The sequence below is a fragment of the Marinomonas foliarum genome (assembly GCF_016906065.1).
Taxonomy (GTDB): domain Bacteria; phylum Pseudomonadota; class Gammaproteobacteria; order Pseudomonadales; family Marinomonadaceae; genus Marinomonas; species Marinomonas foliarum.
This window is the reverse complement of record NZ_CP070273.1, coordinates 46,227-66,888: the sequence shown is the minus strand read 5'-3', so window position 1 is coordinate 66,888 and position 20,662 is coordinate 46,227. Positions and strand designations below refer to the sequence as shown.

16 protein-coding genes are annotated in these 20,662 nt (G+C 42.0%); 4 read left to right on the top strand and 12 right to left on the bottom strand.

All coding sequences use genetic code 11. The annotated features are described in order from the left end of the window. Window positions 1–240: 240 nt before the first annotated feature. Both JSY38_RS00315 and JSY38_RS00310 read left to right on the top strand, forming a co-directional pair. A complete protein-coding gene (locus tag JSY38_RS00315; RefSeq protein ID WP_114412017.1) occupies window positions 241–1,407 on the top strand; it encodes a type III PLP-dependent enzyme in 1,167 nt (388 codons plus the stop codon). Window positions 1,408–1,538: 131 nt separating this feature from the next. Next, window positions 1,539–2,381: an MOSC domain-containing protein gene (locus tag JSY38_RS00310; protein ID WP_205114695.1), complete on the top strand. Its 843-nt coding sequence runs from the start codon at window positions 1,539–1,541 to the stop codon at window positions 2,379–2,381. A gap of 79 nt (window positions 2,382–2,460) precedes the next feature. Here JSY38_RS00310 and JSY38_RS00305 read toward each other — a convergent pair whose 3' ends face one another. Next, entirely contained in the window at window positions 2,461–4,047 is a 1,587-nt protein-coding gene (locus tag JSY38_RS00305) for an ABC-F family ATPase (protein ID WP_114412015.1), read from the bottom strand. Between the two features lie 297 nt (window positions 4,048–4,344). Here JSY38_RS00305 and JSY38_RS00300 point away from each other — a divergent pair, with 297 nt between their 5' ends. Beyond that, on the top strand, window positions 4,345–4,839 hold the full coding sequence (locus JSY38_RS00300) for a cyclic nucleotide-binding domain-containing protein (RefSeq protein WP_114412014.1): 495 nt from the start codon (window positions 4,345–4,347) through the stop codon (window positions 4,837–4,839). Between the two features lie 46 nt (window positions 4,840–4,885). Here the strand turns inward: JSY38_RS00300 and JSY38_RS00295 are convergent, their stop codons facing one another. From JSY38_RS00295 to JSY38_RS00245, 11 genes are all read right to left on the bottom strand, one after another. After that, window positions 4,886–5,239: a RidA family protein gene (locus JSY38_RS00295; RefSeq protein ID WP_114412013.1), complete on the bottom strand. Its 354-nt coding sequence runs from the start codon at window positions 5,237–5,239 to the stop codon at window positions 4,886–4,888. Between the two features lie 80 nt (window positions 5,240–5,319). Beyond that, entirely contained in the window at window positions 5,320–5,928 is a 609-nt protein-coding gene (gene cobO / locus JSY38_RS00290) for a cob(I)yrinic acid a,c-diamide adenosyltransferase (protein WP_205114694.1), read from the bottom strand. A gap of 66 nt (window positions 5,929–5,994) precedes the next feature. Then, a complete protein-coding gene (gene metH / locus JSY38_RS00285) occupies window positions 5,995–9,732 on the bottom strand; it encodes a methionine synthase (protein ID WP_205114693.1) in 3,738 nt (1,245 codons plus the stop codon). Between the two features lie 161 nt (window positions 9,733–9,893). After that, complete coding sequence (locus tag JSY38_RS00280) at window positions 9,894–11,429, bottom strand: coiled-coil domain-containing protein (protein ID WP_205114687.1); 1,536 nt, start codon at window positions 11,427–11,429, stop codon at window positions 9,894–9,896. Window positions 11,430–11,609: 180 nt separating this feature from the next. After that, window positions 11,610–14,243 carry an aminopeptidase N gene (gene pepN / locus JSY38_RS00275; RefSeq protein ID WP_205114686.1) on the bottom strand — a complete coding sequence of 878 codons (2,634 nt, stop codon included), beginning with the start codon at window positions 14,241–14,243 and terminating at the stop codon, window positions 11,610–11,612. Window positions 14,244–14,256: 13 nt separating this feature from the next. Next, entirely contained in the window at window positions 14,257–15,081 is an 825-nt protein-coding gene (locus tag JSY38_RS00270; RefSeq protein ID WP_205114684.1) for a DUF2797 domain-containing protein, read from the bottom strand. Continuing rightward, entirely contained in the window at window positions 15,081–15,362 is a 282-nt protein-coding gene (locus tag JSY38_RS00265; RefSeq protein ID WP_110572475.1) for a YeaC family protein, read from the bottom strand. The genes JSY38_RS00270 and JSY38_RS00265 overlap by 1 nt, the downstream gene beginning before the upstream one ends. 66 nt (window positions 15,363–15,428) lie before the next feature. Beyond that, entirely contained in the window at window positions 15,429–16,298 is an 870-nt protein-coding gene (locus JSY38_RS00260) for a rhomboid family intramembrane serine protease (RefSeq protein ID WP_205114682.1), read from the bottom strand. A 57-nt stretch (window positions 16,299–16,355) separates the two neighbouring features. Continuing rightward, window positions 16,356–17,237, bottom strand: a complete 882-nt coding sequence (locus tag JSY38_RS00255; RefSeq protein ID WP_205114674.1) for an NAD(+) kinase — start codon at window positions 17,235–17,237, stop codon at window positions 16,356–16,358. A 132-nt stretch (window positions 17,238–17,369) separates the two neighbouring features. Continuing rightward, entirely contained in the window at window positions 17,370–18,329 is a 960-nt protein-coding gene (locus JSY38_RS00250) for a 1-aminocyclopropane-1-carboxylate deaminase/D-cysteine desulfhydrase (RefSeq protein ID WP_420844533.1), read from the bottom strand. Window positions 18,330–18,560: 231 nt separating this feature from the next. Further along, the gene (locus JSY38_RS00245; protein ID WP_205114672.1) at window positions 18,561–19,454 is read right to left on the bottom strand and encodes a LysR family transcriptional regulator; all 894 of its coding nucleotides are present in this window, start codon (window positions 19,452–19,454) and stop codon (window positions 18,561–18,563) included. 117 nt (window positions 19,455–19,571) lie between these two features. On the opposite strand from JSY38_RS00245, the gene JSY38_RS00240 reads away from it, so the two are divergent. Beyond that, window positions 19,572–20,444 (top strand): aldo/keto reductase family oxidoreductase, encoded by an 873-nt coding sequence (locus JSY38_RS00240; RefSeq protein ID WP_205114670.1) that lies wholly within the window; start codon window positions 19,572–19,574, stop codon window positions 20,442–20,444. Window positions 20,445–20,662: the final 218 nt, after the last annotated feature.

The window sequence follows — 20,662 nt, the reverse complement described above, 5'->3', positions numbered from 1 at the left end:
ATGATCACAGTCTCTTTTTTTTGGTCTAAAATATGAAAAAATACTTGACCAAAGACGTCCTGCGTCTTAAATTTCGCCCGCGTCATTGCTGAACATAATCCGCACCGCTTCAACTGCTGCGCTAGTCGCTTAAGGCCAATAAAGCCGGATAAGTAACAGCCATAAGTAGGACGGGAGAAGGTAAAGGCGTTTACTTATTAAATCGGTTTATGTTTTGCATAATTAAGGAGCTTTTTGCCCATGACTATTGACGTCAATTCTTTTTACACACCAGAGCGCTTTGCTCGCTTTAAAGCGTTTGCTGAGACCAAAGACACCCCTTTTGTTGTTATCGATACTGATATCATTGATGAAGCCTATACAGAATTAACAAAGGGTTTTCCGGTTGCTGATATTTTTTATGCAATTAAAGCAAATCCAGCACCTGAAATTTTAACTCTACTTCGTGATCGCGGGTCAAACTTTGATGTGGCATCACGTTATGAATTAGATAAGCTGCTTGCAATTGGCGGTATCACACCAGAGCAAGTTAGTTACGGCAACACCATCAAGAAAGCAAAGGACGTTCGGTACTTTTATGAAAAAGGTGTGCGCATGTTCGCGACAGATTCAGAAGCGGATTTGCGTAATATCGCAAAAGCAGCTCCTGGTTCACGTGTTTATGTTCGAATTTTGACAGAAGGAACGGTAACCGCTGATTGGCCTCTTTCACGTAAGTTTGGCTGCCGTCCTGATATGGCGATGGATCTACTTGTACTTGCGAAAGAGTTAGGATTAGTTCCTTATGGCGTGTCTTTCCATGTTGGTTCTCAGCAGCGTGATATCGGCGCATGGGATGCAGCAATTGCTAGCGTTAAAGTAATTTTCGAACGCTTGAAAGAAGAAGATGGCATTGTATTAGAGATGATTAATATGGGTGGCGGTTTCCCTGCTAACTATATTGCTCGTACAAATGATTTGGCAACATACGCAGAAGAAATCAAACGTTTCTTGGAAGAAGATTTTGGTACAGACTTACCTCGTATCATTCTAGAGCCAGGTCGCTCTTTGATATCTAATGCAGGCGTTCTAGTGAGTGAAGTTGTTTTGATTTCTCGTAAATCACACACAGCATTAAATCGCTGGGTATTTACCGATGTTGGTAAATTTTCTGGCCTTATTGAAACATTGGATGAATCTATCAAATATCCAATTCACGTAGATAAAGGCGGTGAGCTGGAAGAAGTGATTATTGCAGGGCCAACCTGTGATAGCGCAGACATCATGTACGAAAACTACAAGTATGGCCTGCCACTGAATCTAGCAATTGGTGATCGCATGTACTGGTTATCAACCGGTGCCTATACAACAACTTACAGTGCTGTAGAGTTTAACGGTTTCCCGCCTCTGGCTTCATACTACTTGTAAGCTACGCGTTCAAATTGCAAGCACACTAAAGCCTCAGAAATTGATTTTCTGGGGCTTTTTATTGGAAAGACTTTCCCGTTGAGCAATAATAATGACTTATTTTTTATCTACAGCACAAAAAGGGAATTTTCATGCCTTACACCCTAAGTGGACTCGTTATCTATCCGATAAAATCTATCCAAGGTATTTCTTTAGAAAGCAGCAATGTCGAAATGACTGGCCTTTTTGGAGATCGCCGCTACATGCTCGTGAAGCCAAATGGTTTGTTTATTACAGGGCGAGAACACCCGAATATCACTCTAGTGTCTGCTGAAGTTATTGGTGAGGAGCAATGGTCCCTTTCACACCCTGATATGCCTCACAATATTGTTATTAGCCCATCTATTTTTGCTGAGCAATATAAAAGCGTAACTGTGTGGGATGATGTACTACAAGGGCAAACAACCAGTGAAAACATAAATGACTGGTTTAGCGAGGTGGCCGGAGAACCTGTACAGCTTGTTCATTTTGGCGGAGCATCAGAGCGTTTTACCAGTCGTAGGCCTGACGTGCCAGTGGCTTTTGCTGATGGCTATCCATTTCTTTTAACAAGTGAAGCGTCACTCGAAGAGCTTAATCGTAGCTGCCCTAAAGACATAGACATGATGCAATTCAGACCTAATTTGGTTGTAAAGGGGAATTATCCATTCGAAGAAGACAGCTGGAAGCGAATTCGTATTGGGCAAGTAGAGTTTGAAAACGTAAAGCCCTGTGTTCGCTGTATTTTCACAACATTAAATCCGAAAACAGCAGAACGAATAGGAAAAGGTGAACCACTGAAAACACTAGGTAAGTTTAGATTGCTGGGTAAGGACGGTGTTACTTTTGGAGTAAATATGATTGCAATGAATACAGGAAGTATTCAATTGGATGACAGCATTGAGGTTCTTGAATATAGAGAGCCGGAGAAATATGTAGATAGGCGAAAAGCATAAAGCACTACTTTCTCAACTCACAAAAAAGGAAGGCGCTTGACCTTCCTTTTTTACACACCATACTTGGTTAGTCGAATGCTTACACTTCTTGTTTCGCTAAGTATTCGTCGTATGTTCCATGGAAATCGACGATACCAGATTCCGTTACTTCTACGATACGAGTCGCCAAGGATGAAACGAATTCTCGGTCATGACTGACAAAAATCAAAGTGCCTGGATAGTTTTCAAGCGCCAAGTTCAAAGACTCGATAGATTCCATATCCATGTGGTTAGTCGGCTCGTCCATAACTAGAACGTTAGGTTTTTGCAGCATCAACTTACCAAATAGCATGCGACCTTGTTCACCACCAGAAAGTACCTTCACAGATTTCTTAATGTCGTTTTGAGAGAAAAGTAAACGACCTAGAGTGCCACGAATAACTTGCTCGTCATCCCCTTCTTGTCCCCATTGACCCATCCATTCAATTAGATCGACGTCTTTTTCAAATTCATGAGCATGATCCTGAGCGTAGTAACCAATATTCGCATTTTCGGACCATTTAACATCACCTCTGGTTAGATCTGTGTCACCAACCAAACATTTTAGCAAGGTTGTTTTACCGATACCGTTCGGACCGATAACTGCAATACGCTCACCGACTTCCACCATCATGTTCAAGCCACTAAATAGCTCTTCGTCGTATGACTTGGCAACGTTTTCAATTTGCACTGCCATACGGTGTAATTTTTTCTCTTGCTCAAAACGAATAAATGGATTCTGACGACTAGAAGGTTTTACTTCTTCTAGTTGAATCTTATCAATCTGTTTAGCTCGTGAAGTCGCTTGCTTTGACTTAGAGGCGTTGGCAGAGAATCGACTAACGAATGATTTCAATTCGTTAATTTGTGCTTTCTTCTTAGCATTGTCAGATAACAGACGTTCGCGCGCTTGAGTCGCCGCCGTCATGTATTCATCGTAGTTACCAGAGAATAAACGCAATTCACCGTAATCCAAATCTGCCATGTTAGTACATACAGAGTTTAAGAAGTGACGGTCATGGGAAATGATGATCATGGTACAGTTACGTTCGACCAAAACACCTTCCAACCAGCGGATAGTATTGATATCCAAGTTATTGGTTGGTTCGTCTAGTAATAGGATTTCTGGATCAGAGAACAAAGCCTGAGCAAGTAAAACACGTAACTTTAAACCAGGAGCGACTTCGCTCATCAGACCATAATGCTGTTCTGTAGGAATTCCCACGCCTAATAGAAGCTCTCCGGCACGGGCATCGGCCGTATAACCGTCCATTTCAGCAAATTCAGCTTCAAGATCTCCAGCGCGTAAACCATCAGCTTCTGTCATTTCCGGGTTTGCGTAGATAGCATCTTTTTCAGACTTAATTGCCCAAAGCTCTGTGTGGCCCATAATGACAGTATCAATAACGGAGTATTCTTCGTAGGCGAACTGATCCTGCTTCAATTTACCCAGACGCTCATTTGGGTCTTTAGATACGTTTCCTCCGCTTGGCTCTAGGTCACCGCCTAGAATTTTCATGAAGGTGGATTTACCGCATCCATTGGCACCGATTAGACCGTAGCGCTTTCCTTCTCCAAACTTGACAGAGACATTTTCAAAAAGAGGTTTTGCACCAAATTGCATGGTGATATTAGCCGTCGTTAACAAAGCATTCTTCCGTTTATCATGAGGTAAGTGTTTTTGCTTTTATTTGTTTGTCATCATAAGAGCAAAGATTATGCGGCGCATTATCGCACAGAATGAAGTGACTCTTTAAGGAAGAAAGTGCTTATTGTTAAAAAAAGCGCGAACTAACTGTTACATATAGAGTCAATAACCCACAAACAGAATACAAAATGACACTAACCTTTTGGCTAGGTAATGCTAAAACTAATGTATAAGTTGGCTATTTAGAAATTCAATTCATGGCCGATGATATATTTATAACCACTGACGGAGAGAGATATGGAAACCGTCTTAGCAGTAGATTCACAGTATGATGTATCGCCAGAACACTTAAAAGAGGGCTCAATTTTTGGTGCTTTATCAAACCCCTCTATCCAATTTTTACTAGACGAAGGTGTTTTGCACAAAGTAACAAAAGGCGATGAGATTTTTTCTTATGGCAGCCAAGGTGGAAGTTTTCATGCTGTCTTACATGGTAGGTTAGATTTTTATAAACAGCATGATGATAAGAAGTTACGAACTCGGACCATTTGTTTTGGTGAAGCGATTGGCTTCGTGTCCATGATTGCTCTGCATGAGCGTGTGGGCAGTCTATATGCTTTAGAAGATTCTTTATTGTTGGAAATTTCAAGTCAGTTATTTAGTGACTTCCATGACCAATATCCGTTTGATTTTGGTATTTTGCTAATGAACTTATCGCGGGATATGGCAAGAACCATACGAGTACTAAGTAATGCTTTGGTTGAGCATGATGTGCTTGTGAAAAGAAATTAACCGACTAAAGCTTGGTCGCACTGTCGGTTAATAATCGTAATTATCTTTATTTGATGGCTGCGACAACCGAGATCTCTACTAACAATTCAGCTCTTGCTAGTCTCGCCTCAACACAAGCTCGAGCTGGTGCGTGGTCTTTTGGAATCCATGAATCCCAAACAGCGTTCATTTCTGTAAAATCTTTCATATCTCGAAGATAAATTGTTGCTGATAAGATATAAGATCTGTCTGAACCGGCCTGCTCTAATAAGACGTCAACTTTCTCTAGCATGGTTTTAGTTTGCTCAGTGATATCCGTATTTGCATCCGCACCCACTTGGCCGCATAAATACACAGTCTCGTTATGTTTAACGATCCGGCTCATGCGTTGACCTACTTCCATGCGCTCAATTGTTGCCATAAATACCTCTATTTCGTTAAGAAAGAATATACGTTTTTATGTTTATAATTTTATGTGCCCCACTATAAAGGTAGAAGCCCCTAAAATTCCAGACCTTTTTGCGCTTTGATACCCCGTTTAAAGGCGTGCTTAAGTTCTTTTATCTCACTCACTGTGTCAGCAAGCTCAATCAAGGCATCAGAAGCGCCACGACCAGTCACAACAAGATGTTGGTTTTCAGGGCGACACATTAAGGCTTTTAACACATCATCTTCGTTAAGGTATTCATAGTGCAATAGATAAGTCAGCTCATCTAGCACGACCAAATCAACGGTAGTGTCATTGAGCATGCTCACAGCACTTGCCCATGCCTCTTCCGAAGAGACAATATCTGCTTCCCTATTTTGTGTTTCCCAAGTAAAGCCCGAAGGCATAATTTCCCATCGTACATTTGCTTGTTGTTTGAAGAAATCAATCTCGCCAGTGTTCCATTCTCCCTTCAAAAATTGAACCACTCCGACCTTCATATCATGCCCAAGTGCACGGGCAACCATTCCCAATGCCGAACTAGATTTGCCCTTTCCATTTCCCGTCAAAAGAACAAAAGTGCCTTTATCTTCTTGGGCCTTAGCAATACGCTGATCAACATGCTTTTTGATATTTTGCATACGCTGCTGATGTTTTTCTGGATCTTTGATTGCTTTTGACATAACGCCTCTTGGTGCTGAAAATAAAAGCCTTATTTGCTCGAGCAAATAAGGCTTTCACAAGGTGAATTAAATTCTATCGTCTTCTGGGTCGTAACCAAGGTTAGGCGCTAGCCAACGCTCCGCATCGTCTTTGCTCATACCTTTACGTTCTGCGTAGTTATCCACTTGGTCAGGGCCAATTTTACCAACACCGAAATACGTCGCATCAGGGTGAGCAAAATACCAACCACTTACTGCGGCGGTTGGAAGCATGGCAAAGCTTTCCGTGATTTCCATGTCAATTTTTTCTTTTACATCTAACAACGTCCAAAGCTTGGCTTTTTCAGTGTGGTCTGGGCAAGCTGGATAACCAGGTGCTGGGCGAATACCTTGGTATTTTTCCTTGATCAATTGTTCATTTGTTAATTCTTCTACTTCAGCGTAGCCCCAATACTCTTTACGAACTTTTTCGTGTAAATACTCAGCCGTCGCTTCAGCTAAACGGTCTGCAACCGCCTTAATCATAATGGAATTGTAATCATCATGATCCGCTTCGTATTTCGCTACCAAAGGATCGATACCAAAGCCTGCCGCACAAGCAAAGGCTCCGATATAATCTGCGACGCCACTTTCTTTTGGTGCAACAAAATCGGCTAAGCTATGGTTGTATTTACCTGGGGCCGTCAGTTCGTTTTGAATACGCAGGAAAGACAAGCGCTCGATCACTTCGTTGCGTGATTCATCTGCATAGATCTCAATATCATCATGGTTTGCTTGGTTAGCAGGGAATAAGCCAACAACCGCTCTTGCTTGCAACGATTTACTCGCAATCACTTCATCCAGCATGACTAAGGCATCCTGGAACACGCGGGTGGCTTCAACACCGACCACGTCGTCAGTAAGAATGCGAGGATAAGCACCTGCAAGTTCCCATGTTTGGAAAAAAGGTGTCCAATCTATGTAGTCTTTAACTAGGTTTAGGTCGATATCGCTTTCCGTTAATACGGTGATGCCAAGTTTGTTCGGCTGGACAACATTGCTGCCATCAAATGCGATTGGGCCTTTATTCTGGCGCGCTTTATCCAAAGAAACACGGCGACCCGCTTTAGCGCGATCTTTATAACGAATACGTGTTTTCTCGTAATCCGCTTTAATTTCATCGACAAATTTTTGGTAACGCTCTTTATCTTTACTCAGTAAGGCGCTGGCCACACCAACACTACGAGACGCATTAGTCACATGAACGACTTGGTTGCGTTTATAGTTTTGTTCAATTTTTACTGCTGTGTGGGCTTTTGATGTTGTCGCACCGCCAATCATGACGGGCAAATCGAAGCCTTGGCGCTCCATTTCTTTGGCAACATGCACCATTTCATCCAACGATGGCGTGATCAAGCCAGACAAGCCGATCATGTCTGCGCCCTCTTCTTTTGCTGTGCGCAGGATTTTCTCCGCCGACACCATGACACCAAGATCGATCACTTCGAAGTTGTTGCACTGCAATACAACACCAACGATGTTTTTACCAATATCATGTACGTCGCCTTTCACCGTCGCCATAACGATTTTGCCGTTGCTGGATGAAGCCGTATCCATATTGAGACGCTTTTCTTCTTCAATGAAAGGCATCAAGTAGGCTACGGCTTTTTTCATTACTCGCGCTGATTTCACTACTTGAGGCAAGAACATCTTACCGGAACCGAATAAGTCACCAACTATGCTCATACCATCCATCAATGGACCTTCAATGACTTCTAACGGACGCGCAAAGGCTAAACGAGCTTCTTCAGTGTCATCATCTATAAATTCGGTTATGCCTTTAACCAACGCATGACTTAAGCGCTCAGAAACGGGTAAACCACGCCATTCTTGCGTTTCTTTTTCTGCGACTTCGCCGTTTCCTGCAAACTCACCAGCGATTGCTAACAAGTTGTCTGTGGCATCGGGCGTACGGTTAAGCACAGCATCCTCAACTGCATTACGCAATTTTGTTGGGATATCTTCATACAAGGCAAGTTGCCCTGCGTTAACGATACCCATTGTCATGCCTTGTTTAATCGCGTGATATAAGAAAACCGCGTGAATGGCTTCACGTACTGGATTGTTACCACGGAACGAGAAAGAGACGTTTGAAACACCGCCTGACACCTTGGCATAAGGCAATTCGCGAGTAATATCGCCTGTTGCTTCGATAAAGTCCAAAGCGTATCGGTTATGTTCTTCAATACCTGTAGCGATAGCGAAGATGTTTGGATCGAAAATAATGTCTTCAGGTGGAAAGCCAACTTCATCCACCAAAATATGGTATGAACGACGACATATCTCTATTTTACGAGCACGAGTGTCCGCTTGACCGACTTCGTCAAAGGCCATGACGATAACCGCAGCGCCGTATTTCATTAGCTTACGCGCTTGTTCGCGGAATTTATCTTCGCCCTCTTTCATACTGATAGAGTTAACGACGCCTTTACCTTGAATCCATTTCAAACCCGCTTCAAGGATTTCCCACTTCGAAGAATCCAGCATGATAGGCACACGAGAAATATCCGGTTCAGACGCGATGAGCTTAAGAAAGCGCTCCATTGCAGCTTGCGAATCCAACATGCCTTCATCCATGTTGATGTCGATTATCTGCGCACCGTTTTCCACTTGCTGACGAGCGACATCCAAAGCGGTGTCAAAATCACCTTCTTTGATAAGACGTTTAAACATGGCCGAGCCGGTCACGTTGGTTCTTTCACCGACGTTAACAAACAGGCTATCGCCATCGATGTTAAATGGCTCGAGGCCTGATAAGCGACAGGCTTTGTCAATTTCTGGAATGACCCGTGGTGTTGCTTCTGCAAAGGCCGTTGCGAAAGTCTTAATGTGTTCAGGGGCTGTACCACAACAACCACCAATTATGTTCAAAAATCCTGAATCAACCCAACCTTGAATCTCTTCAAGCATCTCCTCTGGCGATTCGTCATATTCGCCAAAGGCATTAGGTAGGCCTGCATTTGGGTGAGCAGATACGTGAGTGTCGGCAATACGCGAAAGCTCTTCTACGTATTGGCGTAGCTCTTTTGGCCCTAGCGCACAGTTTAAACCAACAGAAATAGGTTTAGCGTGAGAAATAGAGTTCCAGAAAGCCTCCGTGGTTTGACCGGATAAAGTACGCCCTGAGGCATCGGTAATAGTGCCGGAAATCATTATCGGATAACGAACACCCGTTTTTTCGAAATAATCTAAAACTGCATAAATAGCGGCTTTTGCGTTCAAAGTATCGAAGATAGTTTCGATTAGCAGAATATCTACGCCACCTTTGATTAATCCATCAACGGCCGTTGTATAAGCGTCAACTAACTCATCAAAATGTATATTACGGAAACCTGGATCGTTAACATCCGGAGAAATTGTACAAGTACGACTAGTCGGACCAACAGCTCCAGCAACAAAGCGAGGTTTACTTGGATTTTGCTTGGTAAATTCGTCAGCGGCTTCACGAGCTAATCGAGCGGATTCAAAATTTAGCTCGTAGCTAAGATCTTCCATGTGGTAATCCAGCATGGAGATGTAATTGGCATTGAAAGTATTAGTTTCAATGATGTCCGCGCCAGCAGCAAGATAGCTGGAGTAAATGTCTTTAATGATCTTTGGCTGAGTCAATGAAAGAAGGTCATTATTGCCTTTTAAGTCACTTTCCCAATCTTCAAAGCGCTCGCCGCGATAGTCTTGTTCTTCTAATTTATATCCCTGAATCATGGTGCCCATGGCGCCATCTAGAATCAATACGTTTTCAGCTAGTCGTTTCTCAATAATAGAATACGAATCGGACTTTACCACGCTCACCACCTCAAAAAATAATATGCAATGGTACTATACCGAAAAGTTGAGCTTGTCGCGTTGAAAAAAAGTAATGCGGAGTTGAATGATTCGAGGAAAGAAAAAAAGCGAAGCCAACCAATCAAGGTCAACTTCGCTTTTTTAAGAAAGCCTTAGTGATATTAAGAGTTCAATTCTTGGTTGCTTTTCGACTTATTAATTCGCCCGATCAAGAAGCCACCGATCAGACCAAGTAAAATTGCCACACCCCAATAACCGTATTTATCAAACAAGTTGGTATTGATTAAAGATAAGGTTTCGTTGCCACGATAAATCTGTCTCTGAATAATTTGATCTTGGAAATTAATTTGCTGTCTTACAAACAAATTTAGCTGTGCGTCTGGTTTTTCATTTAATCCTGCTACACGCCAGCGCCACTGCAACCGACCATTTTGCACTATGGAACTTGCAACTCGATCGCTAATTATCTGAATGTCACTGTCTACAACAAGCTCTGCTTGATACGTTTGGCCAGATAAAGATGGCTGAGCATCAGCAGAAACTAAAATTTCAAAGTTATTATGTAACGCCATTTCATCAGGTAGTTGCCAACGTACATTATGCAAACTCGAACTCAATTGCGACTGCAATGCTTCGATAGTTGCAGTAACGGAAATACCTCTGTTCTCATTAATCTGAAGTGCTTGTTTAGTACTGGCAAGTCGAGCTGAAACGGTACTAAGCTCAGATTCAGTTGTACTCAGTGACTTTTCAGTTGCTTCTAACTGAGCAGCCAGCGTGGCATTATTTTGCTGAGCTTGAGACAACTTCGCATTTAAAGCTCTCCAGCGCTGCTCATAAGCAGCGCCCTCGTCTAATGCTGCTTCTAAGTTAACAATATCATTTTTGTATTCTTCAATAAGTGCTTTTTGTTCTGCGACCTGGTTTCGAAGGCTAATTAGCTCGGCGCGCCATTGAGCATTGTTACGCTCATATATGGCGTTTTCATCAATAGGTACAAGAATTTGTGCCGTGGAATCCGGTAGTTCCGGGTTATCATTTAAAGAACGAACTCTATCCGATAGCGCTTGATGTCGAGCTCGGGCATCTGATAATTCCTCTGCTAAAAGTGTGTTTTCTTGTTTAAGGTCAGATAACTGCTTTTGATACGCTTTGTTATCTGTTTGAAGATTCGAGTATTTTTCCTGCAACTCCGTATGCTCACCTAATAATTCAAGGTAGCTTTGTTTAAATCCCTCTTGTGATAATGGCATCGTTTCAAGGCTGGCGACTTGCTGCTTTAGCGATACATTTTCATTTTCAAGCTGGCTAATACGACGGCGCAATAACTCATTATCCAATTTTAAAGCTGAATATTGAGACTCGAGTTCTGCTCGGGATTGTTTTTGCTTCTCTAGCGTTGCGAGGGTTTCAGCATTTGGTGCTGTTTTTTGTAAAGAAGCAATTAGCCTGTCTTTTTCATCAAGAGATTGGTTAAGCTTAGAAAGCTGTGCTTTATTATTGTCTAGTTGAGTCTGGAGACTTTGAATAAGTTCAGCATTTGAATCATTGCTAGGTGGTTTTACTGTTGCAGCAGATGTTAGCTCAGCGGCATTACTTTCCGTAGAAGATGTAGATTGCTGGCTAGAAGTTGTACTACAGGCAGATAGTAATAATCCTAAAGCAATTGGAATAATCTTTGTTGTATTGCTTTTCATTTTTCGCTCCTTAATAAACTCAAGGTCGACAATAGGTTACCACTCTTATGCCAGAATTAAGTATAGAATGCAAAGAAGTAGTAAAGACAGCTATTTAAACCATATCAAAGAAACAACAAAAAAGCCCTTGAGGAAAATTCCGCAAGGGCTTTAGTTAACACCTACAAGTACTGTTAGCTATTAAGCAAGACTTTTAGAAATTACTTCATAAACATCTTTTGACAAATCTTCCGCTAAAATGCGCTCTAATTCTGCTTTCATTTTTGCACTTAGCTCAGGCTGCATTTTTTTCCAGCGAGTTAATGGCGTACAGAGCCTAGAAGCAATTTGTGGATTACGTTTATTTAGCACAATAATCTGATCCGCCAAAAAGCGATAACCGCTGCCGTCAGCATTATGGAACCCCGCAACACTTTGACCAAAGCCCCCTAAAACAGAGCGCACTTTATTTGGATTTTTCAGATCGAAAGCTGGATGCTCCATTAGTCCTTGTACTGTTTCCAAAGCATTTTCTTGATCTTGGCTAGCACTTAACATCAGCCATTTATTCACTACCAATGGTTGCGCTTTCCACTGTTCATAGAATGCAGACAATAGCTCTTCTGCTTGCTTGTGCTGTGAGTTAACAGCAATAGACAGCGCAGAAAATTGATCAGTCATGTTATTTGCTGCTTGGAACTGCGTCACTACCTCTTGCTGAGCAAGCTCACTGTTTGTTTCAACCCAGTAAGATAAAGCAATATTCTTAATTGAACGATGCGCTATATCTTTCGCTGTGGCTTGGTACTCACCTTGGATTTTATGTTCGCGGTAAACGCGTTCAAAATCGGCTGACAATGCATTAGCCAATTGAGCTTTTAAATATTGGCGCGCTTGCTTGATTGCCGCAGGGCAAATTGGATTCGCTAGCTCAGACAAATACGCCTGGCTCGGTAAAGCAAGAATCAAGGCAACCATAGCTGGGTCTAGCGTTTTATCAGCTAATAAACCTTTAAAACCATTAGCTAACTGAGAATCTATTGATAATTCTTTCCCTTCAATTGCCTGATTAATCAGCGTGGTCAGCTCATTAACTGCCAATTGTTGAGAGGCGCTCCAACGATTAAAACCATCCGAATCGGAAGACAGTAGTAACAATAGATCTTTCGAAGAATAGTCATAACGTAATTTAACTGGTGCCGAAAAGCCTCTTAGCAAAGATGGTACAGGCTTAGAAGTCAAACCACTAAACTCAAATTCTTGCTCACTGGATGTAAGGTGCAGAACGTGATCTTCTGCCACAACACCGTTTACTTCAGAGGATACGACAGTACCCTGCTCGTCAAGTAAACCAACGCGCACAGGAATGTGCAGTGGTAATTTTGTTGGCTGACCTGGAGTGGCTGGCGTATCTTGCTTCATCGCTAGACGATACGTGCCCGTTGCTTCATCAAAACTGTCTGTCACTGTAACAATCGGCGTACCCGCTTGAGAGTACCAACGTTTGAATTGAGAAAGATCAAAACCAGAAGCTTCTTGCATAGCAGCAACAAAGTCATCACAAGTCACCGCTTGACCATCGTGACGATCGAAATACAAATCAGATCCTGCACGAAATTTCTCTGCGCCTAACAAGGTATGAATCATGCGAACAATTTCAGATCCCTTTTCATAGACAGTCAGCGTGTAAAAGTTGGATATCTCAATAAAAGAAGCCGGACGCACAGGATGCGCCATTGGGCCAGCATCTTCAGCGAATTGAGCGGTTTTCAGAAAAGAAACATCTTCCACACGTTTTACGGTTTCTGAATGCATATCAGCGGAAAAAGTCTGGTCACGGAAAACAGTAAAACCTTCTTTTAAACTTAGCTGGAACCAATCTCGACAAGTAACACGATTACCAGACCAGTTATGAAAATATTCGTGCGCAACAATGGCTTCGACGCGTAAATACGTATCGTCCGTTGTGGTTTCCGGACTAGCCAACAAACAAGATGAATTAAAAATATTCAACCCTTTGTTTTCCATGGCACCCATATTGAAATCATCGACGGCAACAATCATGAAAATATCTAAATCGTATTCACGTCCATAGGTTTCTTCATCCCAACGCATAGAGCGTTTTAGTGCTTCCATCGCATAATCGACTTTGTCGATATTGTGAGACTCGGTGAAGATTTGCAGTTTAATATCGCGCTTACTTTGCGTGGTAAATACGTCATTTTTTACCGCAAGATCACCCGCAACCAAAGCAAAAAGATAAGCAGGTTTAGGGAATGGGTCGTGCCAAACAACAACAGTTTTACCTTCATCCGTTTTACCGCGTTCAACTTCATTACCATTAGACAACATTACAGGGTAACGCGATTCGTCAGCAATAATGGTCGTGGTAAACACAGACATGACATCGGGACGATCTAGATAGTAGGTAATATGACGAAAACCTTCGGCCTCACATTGAGTACAAAACATAGAAGACGAACGATACAAGCCTTCAAGGCGTGTGTTGTTTTGTGGCTCAATTAAGGTTTCACAAGTCAGAACAAATTCGTCCGCCGTTGCTGTAATAATTAGTTTGTCTTCACTGATGCGGTACTCTTCTGGTGGCAAGGCATAATCGTCCATGGCAACACCAATCAATTTAACGTCTTCGCCGCCATCCAAAACCAAAGGCGCTGTTGATTTGCCAAATGCAGGGTTGCGACGCATATGTAGGCGTGAAGTAACAATGGTTGTCGCTTCGTCTAGATCAAATGTGAGTTCTGTTTTATCAATAAGAAAAGGAGGAACTTTATAATCTTTTAAATAAATCGCTGATGGCTGACTCTCTTTCATTTGTTCTTATCTCCTAGAATGTCAATGTCGCTTGGTAACCGGTGTATTTACGAATATTAATCACGCCTGTGTCTAGCATCCAATACTGGCCTTTTATGCCCATCAAAGTGCCTTCAATGTGCGGTGTTTTTTCTGCGTTAAGGCTGGTGATTTTGGTTGGGTATTCTAAAACTGGGTAGGTAAATTCATGAGTTTCATTTTCATCGGATAAATCGGTGATGGACTGCAACCCAAACTCATGTTGCAAGGAGTCTAGACCTTCATAAAGTCGATCAATTAAACGCTCTTGCTCTTGCTCAAGATCCATTTCGATAGACGACCCTTTGAGCATGTTGCGCCAATTGGTTTTATCCGCCACTTGGGTTTTAAATAAGGTTTCGACTAAACCAGACATTCTTCGGTTTTGTACTCTAAACAAGGCTCTAGCCTGGGTGGCACCCTGATCTATCCAACGCGTGGGTAATTGATCACCACGGGTAATACCGACTTTTAACGCCGATGAATTGGCCAAATATACATAATGGCTTTGCATGCAATACTGCTCAGCCCATTCAGGTTCTCGGCAAGTACCTAGATGAAAGTGGCACTTTTCTGGACTCATGATACAAGTGTCACAAGCGGCCAACTTTCTAAAGCAATTAAAGCAAAAGCCTTGGCTGAACGATTTTTTGGTCACCTTGCCACAATTTACACAATGAATCGTTCCATCAAGATGCAAAGAGACTTTTTTACCTAACAAATCGTTAACCAGTACACGATCGTTGCCTAGATTCAGATGATAATACACTTGTCCATCACGAACCTCTGTCGACATTTTTTTAAGATTACCCTGCAACATCAAGCTTGTCCCTCAGGACCATCGCCAACCCATTTAATGGTGTCTTGCTCTTTAGCTGGATCTTTTTTACCGACGTTTTTATGACCTGTGGTGTCGATGTAACCAACACGATCTTTTTCTTCTTTATTGCTGTAGTCATAAGTAATAACAGCTTGTAGACATAATTCTGTTTGCTCAGGTGTCAATCTCACACCGTTCGGCCATTTACCAAGCTCTACCGCTTGCTTTAGTTTGACATATACTTCTGGCGACATATTGTCGATCATTTCTTTAAAATTCATTTTGTATCTCCCTGCTTTGAAGCAGGCCAAGCCTATAATTAAAAGATAAAATTTAAACTGATTGAACTATTTATGACGGTGTTTGGTCGTAAGCCAGTAAACAACACCAAGCACTAACCCTGACAACAAACCGATGGTATGAGCCGTATTGGCAATACTGCCAAGCCCTATCATTTCTGGGAAAGGTGTATAACCTACCCCTAACCAAATTATAAAAAACAGCATTAGCTGCTTGCTGATAATGATTGGCCAGCGCTTGTTTAAAATAGGTAAAAGCCAAGCAAAACCAATTAAACCGTATACCACGCCTGACAAGCCGCCAAATAATGGGTAACCGCTTATTTCGTACTGTAAGACGTTACTTAATACCGCAATAATGACAACCCCAACACTCCAAATAATCGACCCTAAAATACGCTCTAATTTACTGCCAACTTCCCAAATCCACAGTGTATTAAAAACAATGTGTAGCACGCTGAAATGCAATAATGTAGGAGTGAAAATACGCCAATACTCACCTTTAGATAACACTTCAGATAAATCATAAAAATAAATATGACCATTTCTAATCTCGAATGGACTAATAGAAAAGTAACCGACTGTTTTGATGTCGCCACCAAGTTGAGTAATTACCGCTACTAATAAGGTTAACAGTAATAAGATTGTTGTTACTGGCGAGAGTTTGAGCTGAGAAAGTATTCCACCTTTAGTGGCTATTCTGGTCACCGTAGCGGGTTGAGCTTGCTGCAACAAAGCCGGATCACCCTTCCAAATAGTCATAAGCTGCTCAACGGTTGGTAGCTGGCTTGGATCCAATACCCACAACTCATTATGGCCATCTTTGAACAGAATTTGATGTGCCACTTTATGATGCCACAAAGCTTCGGTTAACCCTTTAGGGTCTTCTGTTTCTTTGAACTGATAAACAAAATACATGCAGCCCCTAAAAGGATTTGTTTACAAAATAATAAAATTTAACCAGAACCCAATATATTAAGCGCGATAACTGGATTGCCAACCTAGCTTGTCACGACACACATTGTAAAAATCATGGTTTTTAGGGTGTATTAGTCGAATTCCACCCGTTTTTTTAGAGATGTGGATCTCATCCCCTGGTGCCGCGGTAATATTAAGCTGGCCATCACAGCTCACACTTGGATACGTTAGATTTGATTCGCATACAACAATGCGAATATTGGCATTTGCATCAATTACTATAGGTCTATTACTTAACGTATGTGGGTGCATGGGCACTAGAACCAAAGCATCTAATTTCGGCAGCATAATTGGACCACCAGCAGACAGCGCATAAGCGGTTGATCCTGTCGGCGTGGCGACAATAAGACCATCTGACTTTTGGTTCATGACAAATTGATCGTCTATGAACAAGTCAAAACGAATCATTCGAGCAGATTTACCAGGGTGAAGAACCAAATCATTGAGCGCAATACCTTCGCCGCTAGGACGATTCTGACGCTTGATTTTCGCTTCAATCATAAAGCGCTTTTCTTCATGGTATTCGCCACGAAAAATAGGGTCTAATTCTTCTTGAAGATTGTGTGGCGAGATGTCGGTTAAAAACCCCAACGTACCTCGGTTGATACCTAATACAGGAATGTCGTAATTACAGATTGCTCTAGCAGCACCAAGGAAACTTCCGTCACCTCCCACTACCATGACCAAGTCACAATGATCACCTAACTCTTTTAGTGCCGATGAGGCGACTTTCACACCAGGCATCATGGTTGCCAATTGGTCTTCAAGCACCGGAGCGATGTCTTTTTCTTGTAGATACTCCATCAGTTTCTTAACCGTATCAAGAATCTGAGGTTTATCTAATCGAGCAATAATACCAACACGTCTAAAAAGACTCATGTGTCATTCTCTTCCCGTTTATCGATGTCAACAAATCAACCCACTAAAGTATGTATAACGGTTTTTATTTTCATGTGGGTTTTACATAAGTTGGGCAACTTTAACATGAAGACGTCGACTATCGCCATCTCGTTAAGAGTACGTAAAGGGATTAGTATCTTTTGAAAACCCTCGCCAGCCTTGCAAACCACCAGTATGAATAAATAATGTACGACGATATGGCCATGAACCTTCTTTCATGGCACTCAAAACAGCAAACATGCTTTTACAGGTATAAACAGGATCAAGTGGATGATTGGGGTTTGCACGGGCAAATTCTGATATGAAGGACTTTAGAACTGGACTTTGTTTAGCATACCCACCTTCATGACAGTCTGAATGGAAGAAAAACTTGGCATCAAGCCGCTCTTTAGTTATAGATTTTAGAGTTAATCCATCAGCCAAATCTAAAATCAAATCTCGCTGAGCGGGCTCACCTTTTAATGCGCTAAACACATGCAAATCTGGCGTATTGGCATTTGCCAACAAGCCCGATGCGGTTGTGCCTGTACCAGACGATACCACCCACGCATCATAAGCATCATCGATGGCACTAATATTATCCGCCCAATCACGACAACCCATGGCGCCAAGCTCACCACCGCCACCTTCTGGAATCCAGTAAACATTACTGTAGAGCTGGTTTATTTTGCTGACGACTTGTGCATCCATTCCAAGACGATAATCCGATCTTGATGAAGGCCATAACTCAACACTAGCAGACACCAAATCTTTTAGAGTCGGAGTGAGTGTAGGCTGAAGCTCCCCCCTTACGACAGCAACCGCTCTAAACGGCAAATCTTTGAGCGTAGCGCCAAAAGCATGAAGATGATTCGAAAACGGCCCACCAAAAGTCGCAATGACAGAGGTGTTTTGTTCCTTGGCGGCTTTAAGGTGGTGTTGGAGCTTATGCCATTTATTTCCCGGCGCATTCGGGTGTTCGAGGTCACCACGGTAGATGTCTAACTCGTATTGAATATCTGAAGGCTGAGCACCAGACGAATAAAGAAAGGCTGGTGGAAGGACGATTGACTGAATGCAAGACACAAGCATACTCATTTGAAAAAATGCACATGCTTTTCATATTAACATGAGCTTTAAACCCGTTATCACTTACTTTTTCAACTAGAATTGATTGGGGACAAAGTAAAATTAAATCTCGATCAGCCATTGTCACTATTTTTACGCCTTTACATTCACCCGTGCGGATAATTATCCGAGCCCTAGTTTGGCTTTTCTGTAAATACGTTCGCAGCCTTTGAAGGAGAGTATGCAGACGCATTTTTAATTTATATCCCTACTTTTTACAAAATCAATAAATGTTCGTAAGGGAGTTGGCACTAATCTTCGACCAGAATAATACAAATACGGCCCGCTAAAAGACAACCACCAATTGTCAAGAATAGGTTCAAGTTGCCCTGAGTCAAAATAAGGCTGTAGCCATTCTTCAAACAAATAAACAACACCCGTGCCAGCAACAGCTGCATCAACAGCAAGATCTAGAACGCTACCTATATTAACCACTAAAGGACCTGAAACTTTGATCTCTATAACTTCATTATCTTTCTCAAATCCCCAAGTGTTGGCTAACCCTGATCGAAACCGACCCGTTAAACAAGGATAATTCAATAGGTCACGAGGGTGAGCTGGTCGACCTAACCTATCTAATAATTTAGGCGCTGCGGCTAATGCATATCGTTGTTGACGTGGTCCTATAGGCACAGCAATCATATCCTGTTCTAGTCGCTCGTCATAACGAATACCAGCATCGAAACCTGCATCAATAATATTGATAGCATCGCTCTCCGCCGTCACTTCAAGTTCAATATCAGGATAGGCCTCCAAAAATTCAGGGACAATAGCTGGCAATATTAATTTTACGGCACTAACAGGTACGTTAAGACGAAGTTTACCCGAGGGTTTATCACGATATAGATTGACCATATCTAACGCTGAATCAAATTCATTCATAACAGGATTCATACGTTCTAACAAAACCAAACCGACTTCCGTAAGGACAACACTGCGAGTATTACGATGAAACAATCGTACTCCCAACTCCCTTTCTAAGCGTCGTATGGCATCACTTAAACGTGAAGCGCTTATATTTTCTACTCTTGCGGCCTCACGAAAACCACCAGCTCTAGCAACAGCAACAAATGCCGAAATGTCATTCATAGATGCCTTCATTGTTCTAAATCTCGCACAACACGTTCTGATTAAATGGGATTGTCGCACAAAGTGATGCAACTTAGAATAGACCACCTAACCAACATCTCACATAGGAAAATCATCATGGTTAACATTCAACAAGCTGGTACATTCAAGCTCGGTAATAAAACAATCAACCGAATGGGTTACGGTGCTATGCAGTTGGCTGGCTCCGGTGCTTTTGGTCTACCTAAAGATAAAAAAGAAGCCATTGCAGTCCTTCAAGCCGCAATAGAAAGTGGCATTAACCATATCGACACCTCCGATTTTTACGGCCCACACATAACGAACCAAATCATTCGTGAGGCATTACACCCTTATACTAAAGAACTAGCATTGGTGACTAAGGTTGGTACTGTTCGCAATGAGAAAGGCGATTGGTTGCCCGCTTTTTCAAAGCCTGAACTTATTCAAGCCGTACATGATAATCTAACCCACCTTGGCATAGAACAAATCGAGGTAGTCAATCTGCGAGCTATGTTTGATGCTCATGGCCCAGCCGAAGGCTCTATTGCAGAACCATTTTCCGTACTTGCCGAGTTACAAAAAGAAGGTCTGATAAATCACTTAGGTGTCAGTAATGTTACTGCAAATCAAATTGAAGAAGCACGCAGTATCGCACCAATTGTTTGCGTGCAGAACCAGTACAATCTAGTGCACAGAAGAGACGATGCACTTATTGATCTGCTTGCAAAAGAAGGCATTGCCTATACACCTTTCTTTCCACTTGGCGGCTTCACACCACTACAATCATCCATTTTAGAAGAAGTTGCGATATCGCTAAACGCGACAGTAATGCAAGTCGCTTTGGCTTGGTTGCTTCAGCGTTCAGCTAATATTCTATTAATACCAGGAACATCTTCAACTAAACATCTACAACAAAACTTAGCCGCAGCAGAGTTGATTTTACCGAGTGAGGCCATAGCCAAATTAAATAACATTGCCGTTAATATCTAAAATATCAGCGTTAAGCCTGTAGGTGAATTAAAACTACCCAACTATCTCTAGATGGGTAGTTTTATGATCAGGCTCAATACTAAAAGGCAAAAAAAGACCTGCCCCCAATTATTCATTACAATTATTCGACACGTTTGGAGAAGCAGCCACATAATTTGAGCGGAAAACAGATTAATTATTAACCAGTATTTATTTTCGAGCTGATTTTTTCTGAAAAA